Here is a 17590-nt window from a genome sequence, read left to right as displayed (position 1 = left end):
CGGTGGGCGCCGGCGTCGTGACGAAGATCCTGGCGTAAGGAAAACGCACCATGGCTGAGACGACCAAGATCCGCATTCGCCTCAAGGCGTTCGATCATCAGCTGCTCGACAAGTCGACCAGCGACATCGTGGAGACCGCAAAGCGCACCGGCGCGCGTGTGGCAGGGCCCATCCCCCTGCCCACCGAGATCCGCCGGTACACCGTGCTGCGTGGCCCCCACGTGGACAAGAAGTCGCGCGAGCAGTTCGAGATCCGAACGCACAAGCGGCTGCTCGATATCATCGAGCCCACCCAGCAGACTCTGGACGCGCTGATGAAGCTCGACCTGTCCGCCGGTGTGGATGTGGAGATCAAGAGCTGAAGGCCGCGGATAAGTAACCATCCGCCTGGAGCGCACGATCCATGAAAGTGACGGTTTACAACCTGAAGCGGGAGGCAGTCGGCGAGCTCGACCTGTCCGACGATGTCTTCGGGGCCGAGGTCAAGGAACACCTCTTCTACGAGGTGGTGAAGGCCCAGCTCGCCTCACGGCGGGCAGGGACGAAAGCGACGAAGGAGCGCTCTGCGGTCGCTGGGTCGACCAAGAAGCTCTATCGTCAGAAAGGCACCGGCAGGGCGCGGCAAGGATCCATCCGCGCGCCCCACCATCCGGGTGGTGGTCACGCGCACGCGCTGTCCCCGCAGGACTGGTCCTACCGGCCGCCGCGCAAGGTGCGCATCGGGGCGCTGAAGAGCGCGCTCTCGCTGTTCGCGAAGGAGAACCGGCTGATCGTCCTCGATACGCTGGAGCTCCCCGAGATCAAGACGAAGGCGCTCGTGTCGACCCTGGAGGCGCTCCAGGCCGGCAAGAAGTCGCTGGTGGTGGACAGCCCCAGCAATGAGAAACTCGTCAAGAGCATCCGCAATCTTGCCGAGCACCAGTTCCTGCCCCCCGAGGGTGTGAACGTCTACGACCTCCTTCGGCACGATCACCTCGTCGTGTCGCGGGATGCGGCCAAGGCCCTCGAGGCGCGCTGCCTCCGCTAGAGGCTTTGGAGGAGAAGGAGACACTCCATGCAGCTCACGCCCGAGCAAATCATCCGCAGGCCCATCATCCTCACCGAGAAGTCGAGCCGACTTCGCGAGGGTGACAACAAGGTCATCTTCGAGGTCCGCCGCGAGGCGAACAAGATCCAGATCAAGGACGCCATCCAGGCGCTCTTCAAGGTTGGCGTGGTTGACGTGAACACCATGGTTCTGCGCGGCAAAGAGAAGCGCATGGGCCGTGGCTACGCGAAGCTGCGCAACTGGAAGAAGGCCATCGTCACCCTGAAAGCGGGCGACGAGATCCAGTTCTTCGACGAGGAGAAGACGGAGTAGCCATGGGTATCAGGAACTTCAAACCGACCTCGCCGGGGCGACGCTTCTACTCGGTCAGCGACTTCAAGGAGATCACGAAGTCGGAGCCCGAGCGCTCGTTGCTCACCAAGCAGACCGCGACGGGCGGCCGTAACAACTACGGCCGCATCACCTCGCGGTTCCGTGGCGGTGGTCACAAGCAGCGCTACCGCATCATCGATTTCCGGCGCGACAAGATCGGCATTCCCGCGAAGGTCGCTTCGGTGGAGTACGATCCGAACCGCACGGCACGCATCGCGCTGCTGCACTACAGCGATGGCGAGAAGCGCTACATCCTCGCGCCCGACGGGCTCGTGGTGGGCTCTACCATCGTCTCCAGCCGCAACGCGGACATCAAGCCGGGCAACAGCCTGCCGCTGCGCTTCATCCCGCCGGGCACCTCGATCCACAACATCGAGATCAAGCTCGGCAAGGGTGGACAGCTCGTGCGGTCCGCGGGCGTGAGCGCACAGCTCATGGCCAAGGACGGCGACCATGCGCAGGTCCGGCTGCCCAGCGGTGAGATCCGCCGCGTGCACCTCGACTGCCGGGCCACCATCGGCCAGGTGTCGAACACGGATCACGCGAACATCAGCCTCGGCAAGGCGGGCCGCACCCGCTGGCTTGGGTGGAGGCCGCACAACCGTGGCGTGACCATGAACCCCGTTGACCACCCGATGGGCGGCGGCGAGGGGCGGACCAGTGGCGGCAGGCATCCGTGCTCGCCGTGGGGCCAGCTCTCCAAGGGGCTGAAGACGCGGAACAACAAACGGACTGACAACATGATTGTCCGGCGACGCGGGACCAAGGGTTGACCCATGCCTAGGAGCGTAAAGAAAGGGCCTTTCATCGACGGCCACCTGCTTGAGAAGGTTCAGGCGGCCCAGGCGACAGGCGCGAAGAAGGTCATCAAGACGTGGTCGCGTCGTTCGACCATCCTCCCCGAAGCAGTGGGGCTGACGTTCGCGGTTCACAACGGCAGGAAGTTCGTGCCGGTGTTCGTGACCGAGAACATGGTCGGCCACAAGTTCGGGGAGTTTGCGCCGACCCGCACCTTCCACGGACACTCCGGCGACAAGAAGTCGAAGGTCTCGAAGCCGGGCGGCCGCTGAGGGCGCAGCCCATCGGGGCGTGCAGGGGGATCCTCCCTCACGCTCCGACAGGGCTCCGCGCGCTCGGCTCCAGGTCGTGAAGCAAGAAGCCGCCGCATACCCCCGGTGCTCACCAGGGTATGCGGCGGTTTTCTTTTGGCTGTCGTCGCCTCAGAACGTGCCGCGCAGACCTGCGTAGCCAGGGCCGAGCAGGAGCTGCGTGCGCGCTGTCGTCTCGTCGGCGTCCTTCGCCGACTCGCTGCCCGTGACGCTGAGCACGAACAGCGTGGCGCCTGCCGCGATCCCCACAGCGCCCACGATCAACCCCAAGTTCGCCAGCGTCTGCTGCGTCTTGCCAGCGTCGACGTCGGACTGCCGGCTCGCCGGACAGCGACCGCCACACGTCTCCGAAAGATCCGCGTACGTGCTGCTGGCCATGAGCCCTGCAACGGTGAAGAGCCCGAAACCCGCGACCCCCACCCCTCCGGCGACATAAGCATAAGGCCGCAAGGCACGGCGGGAGGCGGGCACGATCACCTCTTCCTCGGCGCCACCACCATCGCTCGGCCCTGCGACCGGTGCTGGGTCCAGGCTCAGCTCTTTCTTCTCACCGACCGCGAGCGTCAGCGTCTCCCGCACGGGGGGCCCTGCCGTCGAGCTGAGCACCACCTCGACGGGACCAGGATTCGCGGGGAACGGCTTGCCCCAGCGCGAACGCGGCACCTCCTTGCCCCCGATCTGCAGACCCCCTGCCGCTTCCGGATGAAGCACGTCGATCGTGACGAGCGCGAGCTTCTCCCCGAGCTGGTCCCGCTCGACGACGGCGTTCTCCATCGTATCGACGTACTTGCCTTCGCTGGCGCGCGCCGTCGCGTCCTCGATGACCCCTTCGTACTCCAGGTACGCATCGAGCGTTTCGCCCAGCGCCGCGAGCGCGCGCGCGACCTGGAACCGCGAGTTGGGGCTCGCCACCGCCGCGTAAGAGGCGCGGAACTCGATGATCGCCTCGTTATATTTATGCGCCTTGAAGAGCGCGACGCCCTTCGTCATCGCCGCTCGGGCCTTCTTGAGGTCCTCGGGCGACGGGGCGGTCGACGTCGCAGTCTGTCCGTAGGCCTGCGTCGAGGGCAGGGCGCCGAGCGCCAGGGACGACAGCACGCAGAACGGTACAGCTCGGGTCCAGGACGGCAAACGCACTGCTCAGATCTCCGTGGGGTTGAACGGCTTCCCCGGTTTCTTCGTGGTCGTCTTGGTGGGCGCCTTGGTCGTGGGCGTCTTCGTCGTCGCCTTGGTCGCGGGCGCCTTCGTCACTGCCTTGGTCGTCGTCGCCTTGGTCGCGGGCGCCTTGGCCGTGGGCGCCTTGCTCGTCGTCGCGTCAGCTCCCGCGGCCGCGGCAGCTTGCGGCTCCTTCGCTGCGGCCGCGGCGCCGTCTTCAGGCGTGGGGGCTTGCTCCTCCACTGCCGGCGGCGGCTCGGATGGAGGTGCAGCCAGCGCCTCGGGCACCTGAGGCACTGGAGTCGGCGTCGGCACTGGCTCGGGCGCAGCCTGCTGCGCGGGCGTAGCCGTCTCGGCGGCCACCGTCTTGTGCGGATCGCTTCCGCCTGCGAAGAGCGCGATCAGCGTCACGCCGAGCACGGCTGCCCCGACCCCCGCCACGACCCGCTGCTGGACCTTCTTCCGGCGATCCTTCTCCGTGAGGTAGCGCCCTGGCGTCGTCGCGTCCCCATCGCGCAGCGGTGCCACGAACCCGACGGGTGCCGAAGCGGCGTGCGCATCTCCTGCCGGCGCTGCCGCCTGCGGCTCGAGCGGTGGCGGCTGTGCCGAGGGAGCGATCACCAGCCGTGGCAGGTCTGCCTGCGGGCTCGGCTCTGGCTCCCCCTCGACCTGGATCTCTTCCAGCAGATCGGGATTGCTGATCGCCGGCGCGCTCTTCCTTGCCGTCTCCGCGTTGTCCGCGACCAGTCCCACCGACGTCGTCCGCGCCGCCCCCTCGACGCTTCCCCCGCCCGACGCAGCGGGCTTCGACTCCGCTGCCGAGGCGTCCACCGTCGTGATGGCCTCCCGCAGCTCCTGGGCACGCTTCGTGAGCACGCTGCCCATGGCCTCGCGCACGAACTCGGCCACGTCCTCGTCGGTGGTCGGCTGCCCGAGCTGCGTCGCCACCTGGTCGAGCGCCCTCTGCATCTCGGCGCAGGTGGACCAGCGCATGGCCCGCTCCTTCTCCAGCGCCTTGAGGATGATCTTCTCGAACTCCGGGTGGATCGCCTTGTTCAGCTCATGCGGAGGGATGGGGTTCCGCAGCGCGATGTTCTCCACCGTCTGCATCTCCGTCTCGCCCCGGAACGGGTGTAGCCCCGTGGCCAGCACGTAGAGCAGCGCGCCCAGCGAGAAGATGTCACTGCGCCGATCGAGCGGGAGACCGCCGAGCTGCTCCGGCGACAGGTAGGGCGTCTTCCCTTTGACGATGCCCCCCGCGCGCGTCACGTGCAGGCGCCCCTTCGACTTCGCCACGCCGAAGTCCACGATCTTCACGAACCCCGAGGCCGAGATGAGCACGTTCGCGGGCGAGATGTCGCGGTGGACGAGATCGAGCAGCGTGCCGTTGTCGTCCCGCAGCTCGTGCGCGTTCTGCAGCCCCGCGCAGACCTGCGAGGCGATGCGCAGCGCGATGCGTTGCGGCACCCCCCCGAGCGCCTTGGCCGCCTTCTGCAGGGTCCCCACGGTCTCCCCCTCGACCCACTCCATGACCAGGTAGAGGACGTCGTTCTCCTCGCCAAGATCGAGGATCTCCACCACGTTCGGGTGACGGATGCGCGCTGCGACGCGCGCCTCGTCGAGGAACATCGTCTGGAAATCCGGATCGTCGGAGACGTCCGGCAGCATCGTCTTGATGGCGACGATCTTCTGGAAGCCCCGCGTCCCCTGGAGCCGCGCCGCCCACACCGCGGCCATCCCCCCCTTGGCCACGGGCATCAGGATCTCGTAACGCCCGAGCGTGCTCCCGGGACCGAGCCGGTCCACCGCCGACGCTGCGCGCCCGCGCTGCTTGAGGACGCTCTGAGGCCCCGTGGGTGTGTGCTTCGTCGTGCTGGTGGGCGTGCTGCTGGGCGTGGGCTTCGCGGTGCTCGACGGCGGCACGTGCTCCACCGCGCGGAGCCCCTCTGCCGTGGAGGATGGGATGGCGAGCGGCGCCATCGCCGTCGGAATGTCGGAGCGTGCGGGCATCGCGCGCGCCATGGGGAGCTCGGCCTTCGGAGGCGGCGCGAACCCTGGCTTCAGCGGCGCCGACTTGGTCCCGAGCGCACCGGGTCGGATTGACCCGCGCGATGCCGTCGGCTTGCTGGCCAGCGGCTTCGGAGCAGCCGGCACGCCCGGCCTGGCGAGCTCGTTCGACTTCGCCGTGGTGGGCGACGCGGAGATGGGTGCCTCTCCCTCCCTCTCCTTGCGCTCCGGCTCTGACGACGGCACGAGCCCCGCGCTGATCGTCGACGCTCCCCCGGCAGTCACCGCTCCGGGGGACGAACCCCGGACCGTCGCGAGGTCTGGTGCAGACGCCCGCGCGCTGAGGTCCGGTGCAGACGCCCGCGCGCTGAGGTCCGGTGCAGACGCCCGCGCGCTGAGGTCCGGCGCAGACGCCCGCGCAGTGGAAGCCCGGGTCGTCGACGCCGCCGGGACCGGGGTTGCAGAGCTTCTCTCCGTGGATTGCGCCTCCACAGCCTTCTCCTCGACCATCCTGGCAGCCGCTCCAGCACCGGCATCGGAAGCGAGCGCAGCCCGCTTGTTCCCCGCGCCCATGACGCCCTCTCCCCCTCCGTGCACCCTGCTCCCTCCAGGCGATGGAGCATCGATGCCTTTCCGCACCGACGCTCCCGTGACGGCTGCGACTGCCGCAGACGTCGCCTCCGGCGTCGAGAACCCGACCAGGGTCCCCATGCGTGGCCGCCCCGGAGCGTCCTCGCCCCAGGCGGCGTCCACCCCTTCCTCCGGGGGGACGTCGAGGGGCTGCGTCTTTCCTGCCGCGTTGCGCACCCCGGTCTCCTCCGCCGCTGCCGCGTGGCCCCCTGCGGGCGCCTTCGGCGACGGCGCGGTGATCGCCACCCGCGACCCCGCCCCTCCGCGCCCTGCGCCCTCGGCCAGCGGGTTTGCGACCCCCACCAGCGTCGCGCCGCGCCTGCGCGACGTCGGCCCCGCGCTCACCGCCGCCCCGGCGCCCTTCCCCAGGAGCGCCGCGGTGATCATCGTCTTCCGCGCCTCGATCACCTTCCCTGACAGCTTGTCGAGCGCCGCCGCCACCTCCGCGGCCCCCGCCATCAGATCCCCCGCGGCGTCCTCCAGCGCGGCGAGCATCTCCTCGGCGCTCCCGTAGCGCTGCGCCGGATCCCGCTTCAGCGCCTTCTGGATCACCTCGTCCACGATCCCGGGCACCTCGATCCCTTCCATGGTCGAGAGCGCCGGGATGGGCGTCGTGAGCACCTTCTGGATGATCGCCGCCTCCAGCTTCGACGCGAACAGCCGCTGCTTCGCGCACAGCTCCCACAGCATCACCCCGACCGGGAACAGATCCCCCGCCGGCTTGAGCGGCGTCTCCCCGTGCGACGCCATCGCCTTCACCCGCTCGGGTGCCGCGTACGCGAGCCGCTCGTGGCTCTTGCTCCCCATCGGCACCAGCGGCGCCACGGCGCGCGCCACCCCGAACCCGCCCACCCGCGTGACCCCGTCCACCCCGATCCGCACGTGCTGCGGGCTCAGCTCCCCGTGCATCAGCGAGGGCTCCGCGCCATGCGTCGCCACCAGGGCCCGCAGCACATCGGCCGCGATCCGCAGCACCACCCCGAGCGGCATCCCCTGCGCCGCCGCCACCGCCGCCGCCCCCCTGGCCGTCTCGTTGATCCCCGCGGCCACCATCACCGCCATCAGCGGCTCCCCCTCCACGTAGGGAGACACCACCACCACCTCACCGTCGACGACGCGCGCCTCCTCGATGGGGAGGATGTTCGGCGCCCGCACCGGGAGCACCGCCTCGGCCTCGCGCAGCACGCTCTCGATGATCTCCGCCTTTTTCGTGAGCTGCCGGTAGAGGCGGAACATCGTCACGGGCGCTGACGCCGCGCCACCTGCGGCCGCGTCGGCCCGGGCGAGCCACACGGAGCCAGCTCCGCCGCCGGAGAGCTCCTTGATCAGCTCGTAATTACCGAGCCGTGAGGGCGAGCCCCCGCTGGGGGACCGTTCGAGCGCCATGGGACCGCGATGCTAGCAGGACGCCAGAAGATGGATCCAGCGCCACCCACCTGCAGAAACGCCATTTCTACCGCGGTGTTCCTCGTTGAACAGCGCCGCTGTCGCGCGCTGCCGCGACGGTCGCGACGGCCGCGACGGCCGCGACAGCCGCGACGGGGCCTGCCGCGCCTGGAGAAACACCACCTGACCACCACCTGCACGCACGCCTACACCGTGTCGCAGACAGAGCGGGGAAGCGCGGGTGCGCGTGGGGGCGCCTGCTGTTTCCAGGCCTCCGGCCCGTGCGCGAGGGTTGACACCCGGACGCCGTCGGCCTCGGATTCGGGCCAATGCCGCAGCAGGATCGCACGCGCCGGTGTACAAGCCCGCAGATGACGCCCCCGCATGACGCCGGGAACCACCCGGGCCGCGCCACCACCCTCGGCCTGGCCCTGGCAGCAGTGATTGGGCTCACGGCCTCTGCGCTGTCCCTTGCCCCCGGGTGTGCCACCGGCTCGAACATCGGCGGCGAGGGTGGCTCATCTTCCAGCGAAGGGGGCGGCGGCTCCGGCCCCGCGAGCGGCCCCGGGGGAGGAGGCGACGGCGGCAGCCTCTTCGACGGCGGCGTCGAGGAGACCACCCCGCTCCCGCCCCCGCCCCTCTACGCGCACGACAGGGCAGCGCTCTACCGCGGCGACCCTGGCGCCCAGCCCCTCGCCCTCTCGTACGTCGGCCTCTTCGACTGCGTGGGCGGCACTGGCCAGGACGGCTCCATGACCGACCTCGCCGTCAGCTCCACCGGCGAGATCTGGGGCATCAGCTCCGACCACGTCTACCGCCTCGAGATCCAGGGCACCCAGGTCCACTGCGCCGAGACCATCTCCCTCAACAACCCGAGCGGCACCAGCTTCTACGGCCTCGCCTTCGTCCCCCGCGGCGTCCTCGCCCCCGACCGCGAGGTCCTCATCGCGGGCAACACCGCCGGCGAGCTGTGGTCCGTCGACCAGGACGGCAACATCGCCCGCCGCGGCACCTTCGGCGTCGTCCCCGCGAACGACGGCCATGGCCACACCTACGCCAACGTCGGCAAAGCCTGGGAGCTCTCCGGCGACATCGCCTTCGCCGAGAACAACGGCAACCCCCTCGGCTTCGTCACCGTCCGCGACTGCCCGAACCCCCCTTCGACGACCAACTGCAACGTCGTCGACACCCTCCTCGAGATCAACGTCAACGCCCTCGCCACCGCCACCACCGGCTCCGTCACCAAGAGCATGCGCGGCCAGATCGTCAAGCGCGCCGGCTGCAACGACGGCATCGTCGGCGACTACGGCAACATGTACGGCATCGGCATCTACGCCGACCGCGTCTACGGCCTCTCCCGCTTCCCCCAGGACATGGGCGGCAACCTCGTCGACATCAGCAACGCCGACGGCTCTGCCTGCCTCATCCAGGCCTTCAGCAGCATCGCCTGGTACGGCGCCGGCATCAGCACCATCGTCCCTGTCCAGGCCCCCCAGTGAGCCTCCGCGCGTGAGCCCGCTGCCCTCGCGCCCGCGGCTCGCCGACCACGCGCGCGCCCGCCGCCACATCGTCGACGGCGACGAACGCATCATCCTCCACGACGCCCGCACCGGCGCCCGCCTCGTCCTCGACGCCCGCACCTGGGGCCTGCTCGCCTGCGCCGACGGCACCCGCGACCTTGACGGCATCCTCGCCGCCGCTGCCCGCGAAGGCGCCCGCGCCCGCGCCCCTGCCCTCCGCGCCTTCCTCGAACAGATCCACGCCGCGGGCCTCCTCGAAGATGGCCCCGCCCCGCTCCCTTCCACGTCCACCTCCACGTCCGCCACCCCCACCCCTGCGCGCCTCGCCGACGCCCCCGCCGCGCTCCCCGCGACCGCGCACCCCATCGACCTCCTGCCCGACTTCACCCTCCACTGCGACGGCCACGGAAGCTGCTGCCGCTTCTACACGACCGTCCTCTTCTCCCCCCCGGAGACTGCCCGCGCCCGCGCCGCGCTCCCCCTCCTCCTCGATGCTGGCGACCAGCCTGCGCGCGCCTTCCTCCCCGAGCGTGGCCCTGGTCCCACGGCAGGCGCTGCCGTCGCCTTCATCGACGGCCGCTGCGCCTACCTCGATCCCCACGACCGCTGCGCCATCCACGCCGCCGCTGGCGCTGCTGCCAAACCCCTCGGCTGCCAGCTCTTCCCCGTCAGCATCGTCGACGACGGCCACCACGTCCGCGTCTCCGTGCTCGTCGAGTGCGCCTGCGTCCTCGCCAGCGCCGCGTCACCCTCCCCGCACGGCGCGCCCCTCCTCGCCAGCCTCCCGCACCCCCCGCGCACCCGCGCCGACCTCCCCTCCGCCCTCCACATCACCGAGCTCCCCGCCCGGCTCCACATCACCTCCCACACCACCGCCCCCCGCGCCGACCTCCTCGCCTGGTCCAGCGCCCTCCTCGCCGCCTCACCCCCTCACGACATCCCGAGCGCCCTCTGGACCCTCGCCGCCACCCTCGAACGCACCGGCCCTGACCTCACCGCTGCCACCCACGCCTTCGAGGCTCCCGAGCCTCTCACCCCCGAGCCCCTCCTCCCCTGGCTCGGCGCCCTTTTTCGCCGCGCCCACCGCCGCGCCACCGAGGACGCCGCCTTCCGCAGCCCGCGCGACCTCGCCCTCCGCACCATCACCTGGATCGCCGCCGCCACCCGCGCCCTTCACCACCCTGACCTCGCCGCCCTCACCCTCGCTGCCGACGCGCCCGCCGCCCGTGCCGACGAGCGCTTCTACCTGCGCGCAGCGCTCCACGGCCACCAGCTCCTCGACGACACCGCGCGCATCCCGCTCGCCGATCGCCTCCGCGACGCTGCCATCCGCCTCCTCGTCGCCCGCGCCATGTCCCTGCGCCTCGCCGCCCTCGCTGGCGAACCTGACGCCGAGCCCCTCGACGACCCTGCCAGCGCGCACCCCCTCGCCCTCGTCGAAGCCGCCATGCGCGGCCACGGCCTCTCTGCCTATGGCGAAGACCTCGCCCTGGATCAGGCCGGATAGATCCGCAGCCGCACCGAACGCGCCTGCCACTCCAGCACCGACAGCGCCGCCGCCGCGACCTGCTGCCCGTTGCGCATCGCCACCACCACGTGCGGCCCCGGATCCAGCCGGATCACCTCGGCAGCCGTCGCCGCGACCCCATCCACCAGCAGCGTCACCTTCTCCGGCGCGCCCTCCAGGTGCACCGTCAGCCGCGGCATCCGCATCTCCAGCGCCTGTAGCCGGCTCTCCGACTCCGCCACCACCCCCGCATCGTTGCCGCGCGCCGCGTCTCGCGCCTTCCGGTAGATCCGCCCCGCCTCCTGCAATCGCCCGAGCTGCTCGTTGCACGTCGCGATGTGGAACATCACGTGCGGCGTCGGCTTCGCCCGCGCCACCTCCTCGAACCGCGTCAGCGCGTCTGCCCAGCGCCCCACCGATGCCAGCCCCCGCGCCTCCGCGAAGCGCAGCCGCAGCGCCAGCGTGTGCTTGCTGGTCGTCGCGCTGGTCGACCCACCCGCTGCCGCGCTCGCCGTCGCGCTCGCCGTCGCGCTCGCCGTCGCGCTCGCCGGCGCTGCCAGCGAGAGCGCCAGCACCAGCGCTGCCATGAACCCTGTGCTCCGGGGGAGGATCATCATGCGCATCAGAAGCCTGGCCTCGAGATGGTGTGACTCCGCTTCCGCACGGGCGACGCAGGCCGCGTCGCCTCCGAGACGCCCATCGCCTCCCCTGCCGCCTCCGGCACCACATCGACGTACTTCACCGCGCTCCCCGCGCTGACCCAGGCGTGCTCCTGCTTCGCGTCCGCCCCTGCCTGCCGCGACCCCTGCGGCTTGCGCCCCTCGCGCCCCTCGCGCCCCTCGCGCCCCTCGCGCCCCTCGCGCCCCTCGCGCCCCTCGCGTCCCTCGCGCCCCTCGCGCCTCCCCATCCCGGCCACCGCGCCTCGCGCTGCCGCCGCGAGCCCCACCTGCATCGTCGGCGTCTCCGCGAGCGTCGACGCCTCCGCCTCGCCGGGACCGAAGTACATGATCCCCGCGAAGATCGCCGCCGCCGCCGTCACCCCCCCGAAGAACCCCACCGCCGGCCACGACCGCGCCAGGCTCGACCCGTTCCCGAACAGGATCTCCAGCGAGCTCTCTCCCCGCCGCCGCCGCCGGCTCATGCTCCGCAGCGCGGCCCGCCCTGCCTCCATCACCGACGGCTTCGGCAGTGGCGGCTGCGGCAACGTGCTCGGCGCTCCCATCCCCTCGTCGAGCGCATCCTCCAGCGCCGCCCGCAGCGACGCCGCGTCCCGGAAGCGCCGGTTCCGATCCTTCTGCAAGCACCGCGTCACGATCGAGCGCAGCGCGAACGGCACCGTCGGCGGCAGCGGCTCCGGATCCTCCTCCAGGATGCGCAGCAGCACCGCCAGGTGACCGTCTGCCTTGAAGGGCTGCCGCCCCGTCAGCGCCTCGTACAGGATCACCCCGAGCGCCCACAGATCCGCGCGCCCATCCACGTTGCGCTCCCCGCGCGCCTGCTCCGGGCTCATGTACGAAGGCGTCCCGAGGAGCTGCCCCTCCATCGTGATCGTGTCGAACGAGTCAGCCACCTGGCTGATCCCGAAGTCCACGATCTTCGGCACCGTCCCCTGACCGGCCTCCTCCGCCAGGAAGATGTTCTCCGGCTTCATGTCCCGGTGCACCACCCCTGCCGCGTGCGCCACCTCCAGCCCCTTGCAGACCTCGATCAGGATCGGCAGCACCTCGCTCGGCGCCATCGGCCGGTTCGGCACCATCAGGTCTGCGAGCGGCTTCCCGTGGAGCAGCTCCATTGCCAGGAACACGTACCCCCCCTCGTGCAGCACCCCCGCGTCGACCACCCCCACGATGTTCCGGTGCTGGAACTTCCCGATGATCGCCGCCTCCCGCACGAACCGCGCGGCCACCTGCTCATCCCTGCCGAGCGGAGACAGCTTCAGCGCCACGTCGCGGCCGAGCAGCTCGTGCTTGGCCCACCAGACACTGGCCATACCGCCGGACCCGATCGGCTGAATGAGCCGGAATCGCCCGCCCGCGATGTCGTCTTCGTGCAGCACTGCATCCCCTCCACGCGCCCGTGAGGTGTGTTCACACAGCCCAACTACCGTGCCCCGGCATGAGCAGGATCGAGGCCAGCCTGGGCGTCACGCCAGCCCACAGCCCGCGGCACCTCCCGACCCAGTACACCCCCGCCCCAAGCTCCCCGGCGTGCACCTCCGGCACGCCGCCCGAGCCGGATCAGGGCCGATAGCCCCGCAGCACGTCTTCCGCGAGCTTCGTCCCCAGCTCCCGGTAGCCACGGCTGGCGAGGTGCACACCGTCCTTCGCAGCGCGCGGCGGCTTCTCACGCCCCCACGCCGAGATGGACCCCTTCCCCCCCATCCTCTCGTACGTATCCCAGAACCCACACCCATTCGTCCGCGCTGCATCCTTGATCGCGTCCCGCACCAGCGGCGTCCTGTCCGGCGTGTCGTTCCGATCCGTGGGCGCCAGCGCCAGACACTCCACCTCCGGGTGCACCCGCCGGATCCGCGCCAGCACCTGCGTCATCTGCCGCCCGTACATCGCTGGATTCGCTGCGAAATCCCCTGCCTCGTTCGTCCCGTACTCCAGCACCACCAGCGAGGGCGCGCGCCGCGCCAGCTCTGCCGCCCAGCTCGCCTCGTTCCAGGCCAGCGGCGTCCCGAACCGTGCCCCGTTGATCCCCAGCGTATCCAGCACGACCCCTGGCCGCTCCTTCGCGTCCGCCTCGATCACCGCCCCGCAGAGCTCCGGCACCCCTCCTGCCACCGACACGCTCAGCGTCGCCGTCGCGTCTCCGGTCAGCACCAGGTGCCTCACCGCCCCCGGTGGCTCATCCGGTGTCGCCTTCACCATCACCGGAGGCAGCCCCGTCACCGTCACCTGCACCTGGTCCTGCGGCGCCGTCAGCCGGTAGCACACATCGAACGTCGCCTTCGCCGTCGGCACCGGCTCCGTCAGGCTGAGCTGCGCCATCGACCCGCCTTCGGGGATGAACAGGATCCCCCCGAGCCCGAACACCCCATCCCCTGTCTTCACCGACGTCGACGGCCCCTTCGGCCGCATCCGCCACTTCCCCCCGACCCCGTGCTTCACCCCATCGTGCCTGTACGCCGAGTACCCCAGGTGCACGAACCCCGGCCCTGCCACCCCGAACTTCTTCTGCAGCTCCGACCGGAGCGCCCCGCTCCAGAAGTCCGACGCCCCGTGCGAATCCCCGAGCCACATCACCCGCACATGGCTCTTCCGCCGCCCCTGCTCCAGATCGCGCAGCGCCGCGAAGAACCGCGCATACGGCCCATCCTCTGGCCGCGGCGTCGACGCCCCCTTCTCGATCCCCTCGTAGAACGCATCGCCCGCGCTGGTCGCGCCCGCGCCCGCGCCTCCCGGCGTCCTGGCAGCACCCGCGCCCGCCGCGCCTTGCCCCGCCGCGCCTTGCCCCACCGCGCCTTGCCCCACCGCGCCTTGCCCCGCCGCGCCTTGCCCTGCTGCTCCTGCTCCAGCGCCTGCGGGCTCTCCTCCCACCGCCGCCATCGCGCCCGCGCTGGCCTGCGCCGTCGCCGAGGTTGCGCGCATCGCCACGGGCACCACCTCCGCGCCTGCCGTGCTCGCAGCCTCTCCAGCGCTCGCCCCCGCACCCGTGGATCCCGAAGGCGCCGCTGACGTCGCGGCCTGCGCACTCTTCCCCGCGCCCCCTTCCGGTGCAGCTTGCCGCTCACTCACCGCGCTGCACCCCAGCGCCACGCCCCCACCGATCACGGCCAGCGCCCCGAGCGCTCCGAGCGCTCCGAGTGCCCCCAGCGCCCCCAGCACCACGGCGCCCATTCCTGCGCCCGTGCCTCGTCGCCGCGGCAGCCCGCGCTTCGTGCTGGTGCACACTGGAACTTGATCAACGCGGGCAGGCGACACGTCCCTGCAGGCCGACGGCGGGAGGGTTCGTGAGGCACTCTCGGGGAGTCGTGTCATCGCAGGAGCGTCAGGATAGCCGCAAGCTCCGGCAGAGCCACGCTGACTGCAACGCCCCTCCCCACAACGCACCCCTTGCCCTCTTGCCCGCACCTCCTCGTCACGGTTCTTGACCCACGACCGGGGCACCATGCCATCCGGACCAGGGCCGGCTCGGGATCTCCTCACCTCCGAGCGAGCGTCCAACCACGGGCCGAGCTGATAGCGTCGGGTTCGTGACCCGTGATCCTTTCGAGCTTCAGACCGGCCTTTTTTCTCCGGCTCAGCTTCGCATCGTCTCCCTCCGGGGCCGCGAAGTGCTCTCCGACCTCTTCTCGTTTCGGCTCGAGGTCCACGTTGCTCCTGATCTCGACGGGCGCGACGCCGAGCTGCTCGGCACCCACGCGATCCTCATCCTGCGCGACCCGCGCGGCATCGAACGTCGCATCGAGGTTCTCGTCGACCAGGTGCGTGCCTCCGCCACGTTCACCCCGCGCACCGGCCCCACCTGGCACCTCCGCCTCGTCCCCCCGCTCGCGCTGCTCCGACGACAGACCACGAGCCGCATCTTCCAGGACCAGACCGTCCCGCAGATCTTGCAGCACATCCTCCAGGAAGCGTCGATCCCAGCGGAGCTGCGCCTCGCGCGCACCTACGCCGTCCGCAACTACTGCGTCCAGTACCGGGAGACCACCTACGCCTTCGTGCGGCGACTCGCCGCCGAAGAGGGCATCGCCTTCTGCTTCGCGGACGCGCTGGCGGGCAGCGGCGACCGCGAAGGCAGCGCGGCATCCGCGCCGGTCATCTTCCTGGATGCCCCTGCGCACTACCCCACCGTCGGCGGCGGCGACGCGCCCGCGGCCCTGCCCCTCCGCCCCGAGGAAGGCCTCACCCCTTCCGGCAACGAAATCCTCTCCTTCGGCCTCCAGCGCGCGCTCAAGCCCACCTCGGTGCACCTCACCGACCACGACTTCCGCCGCCCCAACCTGAACCTGAGCGCGCGTGTTGGAGACGCCTCGTCCAGCAAGCCGCCCCTCGGGGTGTACCAGCACCACGCCGACTTCGACGCCCCCGACATCACCCCGGCGCGCGCGCAGACCTACCTCGAACAGGTCCAGCGCCGCGCCACTGCTGGCCGCGGCGAGAGCTGGGTGCGGGCCCTCGCGCCGGGGAGGAGCTTCGAGCTGCGCACCGAAGCCTCGCACAGCATCGATGGCACCTACGCCGTCACCCGCGTCATCCACGAGGGCCACACGCCCGAGCTGTCCGGGCGCCCCCAGGAACGCACCTACCGCAACAGCTTCACCTGCGTCCCTGCGACCACCCTGCTCAGGCCTCGCGCTCCGGCGCGGCAACCTCGTCAGGTCATGGAGACGGCGGTCGTCACCGGGCCAGAGGCGCACGAGGTGCACACCGACGAGCACGCACGGATCAAGGTGCAGTTCCACTGGGACCTCGACGGCCGGCACGACGAGAACACCTCGGCGTGGCTGCGGGTCGCCCAGAGCTGGGCGGGCGCCTCCTTCGGATCGCAGCACATTCCCCGGGTGGGGATGGAGGTGCTGGTCGGCTTCCTCGGCGGGGACACCGACTGCCCGGTGGTGCTCGGGTGCCTCTACAACGCGACGCACCCGCCGCCCTTCCCCCTGCCCGCGGAGAAGGCCAAGAGCGGGCTCCGTACCCAGAGCACCCCGGGGGCAGGCGGCGCCAACGAACTCTCGTTCGACGATCGCGCCGGCGAGGAGCGGGTCTTCCTCTTCGCGGAGCGTGACCTCGACGAGGTGGTCCAGCACGACCACGCGCTCATGATCGGCCACGACCAGCAGATCTCGGTGCAGGGCGATCGCGCTGTTGTGGTGCGCCATGACCAGACCACCTCGGTCCAGGGCAACCGCACCGGGAGCACCGCGGGCACCTCCATCGAGCGGGTCGGCGAGAACCGCCTCGTCACCGTGAAGGGCTCGCAGCACCTCGCCGTGGAAGGCGACGCGAGCAGCGTGGTGGGCAAGGACCTCGACCTCGCCGTCAAGGGCCGACTGGGCGCCACGGTCGGGACCGACGCCGAGGAGGCCGTCGCGACGCTCGACGTGCACGGAGACGGCGCGGTCGCGACCACCGGCAGCGTGCGGGTGAAGGCGACCCGCTCCCTCCGGCTCTCCTGCGGCGACAGCGTCATCGAGCTGACCCCGGACGAGATCAGGCTCGACGCCAAGGCCATCACCATCCTCGGCGGCGGCTCGGTCTCGCTCCTCGGCAAGGGCCCGGCGCTGCACCTCACCGACAAGGCGCTCATCGACGCCAAGGCCATCACCCTCAAGACCCCCCAGGCGTTCCTCAAGCTCGAAGAAGACGCCAGCCTCCAGGGCAAGCTCGTGAAGCTCAACTGCGACACCGTGGACGACTGGGAAGAGCCGGAAGAGAAGCCGGAGCCGCCCAAGGCCTTCCGCGTCCGGGTCGCCGACGTCTACGAAAAACCCTACGCGCGCAAGAAGTACCACCTGCGCGTCGACGGCGTGCTCCACGAGGGCCAGACCACCGACGACGGCATGGTCGAGCAGGACCTCCCTCCGACGGCAGACACCGGCGAGCTCGTGGTCTGGATCAAGGAGCCCGACCAGGAGCCGACCCTGAGGTGGCGCCTCAAGCTCGGCGACCTCCCTCCCATGGACACCCCGCACGGGATCCGGCTACGCCTCAAGAACCTCGGCTACTACCGGATCACCGAGGGCCAGACCGAGGGCGCGTACGCCGACGCCATCAAGGCCTTCCAGCGAGACCAGGGCCTCGACCCCACCGGAGTCCTCGACGACGAGACCAAGGCGCGGATCGCCTCGGCGCACGGGCACTGAGGCGGTTACGAAAGCGGGCACGGAGGCGGGCACGGAGGCGGG

General features: G+C 70.8%; 13 protein-coding genes. 8 read left to right on the top strand and 5 right to left on the bottom strand.

Features of this window, described 5'->3' with window-relative positions:
* Positions 1 to 50 precede the first annotated feature (50 nt).
* From rpsJ to rpsS, 5 genes are read left to right on the top strand one after another with little or no spacing between them, the layout of a single operon-like run.
* Positions 51 to 362: a 30S ribosomal protein S10 gene (gene rpsJ, locus CAP_RS40170; protein WP_044250896.1), complete on the top strand. Its 312-nt coding sequence runs from the start codon at positions 51 to 53 to the stop codon at positions 360 to 362.
* A 41-nt stretch (positions 363 to 403) separates the two neighbouring features.
* Positions 404 to 1027 carry a 50S ribosomal protein L4 gene (gene rplD, locus CAP_RS40165; RefSeq protein WP_044250894.1) on the top strand — a complete coding sequence of 208 codons (624 nt, stop codon included), beginning with the start codon at positions 404 to 406 and terminating at the stop codon, positions 1025 to 1027.
* Between the two features lie 27 nt (positions 1028 to 1054).
* Positions 1055 to 1360, top strand: coding sequence for a 50S ribosomal protein L23 (locus tag CAP_RS40160; protein ID WP_044250892.1), 306 nt, complete (start codon positions 1055 to 1057; stop codon positions 1358 to 1360).
* A gap of 2 nt (positions 1361 to 1362) precedes the next feature.
* The gene (rplB, locus tag CAP_RS40155; RefSeq protein ID WP_044250890.1) at positions 1363 to 2193 is read left to right on the top strand and encodes a 50S ribosomal protein L2; all 831 of its coding nucleotides are present in this window, start codon (positions 1363 to 1365) and stop codon (positions 2191 to 2193) included.
* A 3-nt stretch (positions 2194 to 2196) separates the two neighbouring features.
* On the top strand, positions 2197 to 2490 hold the full coding sequence (gene rpsS / locus CAP_RS40150; RefSeq protein WP_044250887.1) for a 30S ribosomal protein S19: 294 nt from the start codon (positions 2197 to 2199) through the stop codon (positions 2488 to 2490).
* 150 nt (positions 2491 to 2640) lie between these two features.
* On the opposite strand, the gene CAP_RS40145 is transcribed toward rpsS, so the two are convergent.
* Together CAP_RS40145 and CAP_RS46665 are read right to left on the bottom strand one after the other, a co-directional pair.
* A complete protein-coding gene (locus tag CAP_RS40145) occupies positions 2641 to 3627 on the bottom strand; it encodes a tetratricopeptide repeat protein (protein ID WP_231511984.1) in 987 nt (328 codons plus the stop codon).
* Between the two features lie 42 nt (positions 3628 to 3669).
* Positions 3670 to 7707: a protein kinase domain-containing protein gene (locus CAP_RS46665; protein ID WP_052376802.1), complete on the bottom strand. Its 4038-nt coding sequence runs from the start codon at positions 7705 to 7707 to the stop codon at positions 3670 to 3672.
* 371 nt (positions 7708 to 8078) lie between these two features.
* On the opposite strand from CAP_RS46665, the gene CAP_RS40135 reads away from it, so the two are divergent.
* Entirely contained in the window at positions 8079 to 9206 is a 1128-nt protein-coding gene (locus CAP_RS40135) for a hypothetical protein (RefSeq protein WP_044250881.1), read from the top strand.
* 10 nt (positions 9207 to 9216) lie between these two features.
* Positions 9217 to 10734, top strand: a complete 1518-nt coding sequence (locus CAP_RS40130; RefSeq protein WP_156041581.1) for a YkgJ family cysteine cluster protein — start codon at positions 9217 to 9219, stop codon at positions 10732 to 10734.
* Here the strand turns inward: CAP_RS40130 and CAP_RS51560 are convergent.
* The 3 genes from CAP_RS51560 to CAP_RS55450 form a co-directional block, all read right to left on the bottom strand.
* Complete coding sequence (locus CAP_RS51560; protein WP_052376801.1) at positions 10722 to 11357, bottom strand: tetratricopeptide repeat protein; 636 nt, start codon at positions 11355 to 11357, stop codon at positions 10722 to 10724. The genes CAP_RS40130 and CAP_RS51560 overlap by 13 nt on opposite strands.
* Entirely contained in the window at positions 11357 to 12790 is a 1434-nt protein-coding gene (locus tag CAP_RS46660; RefSeq protein ID WP_052376800.1) for a serine/threonine-protein kinase, read from the bottom strand. Before CAP_RS46660 ends, CAP_RS51560 begins: the two co-directional genes overlap by 1 nt.
* 181 nt (positions 12791 to 12971) lie before the next feature.
* Positions 12972 to 14633: a GDSL-type esterase/lipase family protein gene (locus tag CAP_RS55450; protein ID WP_269325002.1), complete on the bottom strand. Its 1662-nt coding sequence runs from the start codon at positions 14631 to 14633 to the stop codon at positions 12972 to 12974.
* Positions 14634 to 14935: 302 nt separating this feature from the next.
* On the opposite strand from CAP_RS55450, the gene tssI reads away from it, so the two are divergent.
* Entirely contained in the window at positions 14936 to 17548 is a 2613-nt protein-coding gene (tssI, locus tag CAP_RS40110) for a type VI secretion system tip protein TssI/VgrG (protein WP_044250877.1), read from the top strand.
* Positions 17549 to 17590 lie beyond the last annotated feature (42 nt).

The organism is Chondromyces apiculatus DSM 436 (assembly GCF_000601485.1).
In the GTDB taxonomy this organism is placed as follows: Bacteria; Myxococcota_A; Polyangia; order Polyangiales; family Polyangiaceae; genus Chondromyces; species Chondromyces apiculatus.
This window is presented reverse-complemented; position numbering and strand designations above follow the sequence as displayed.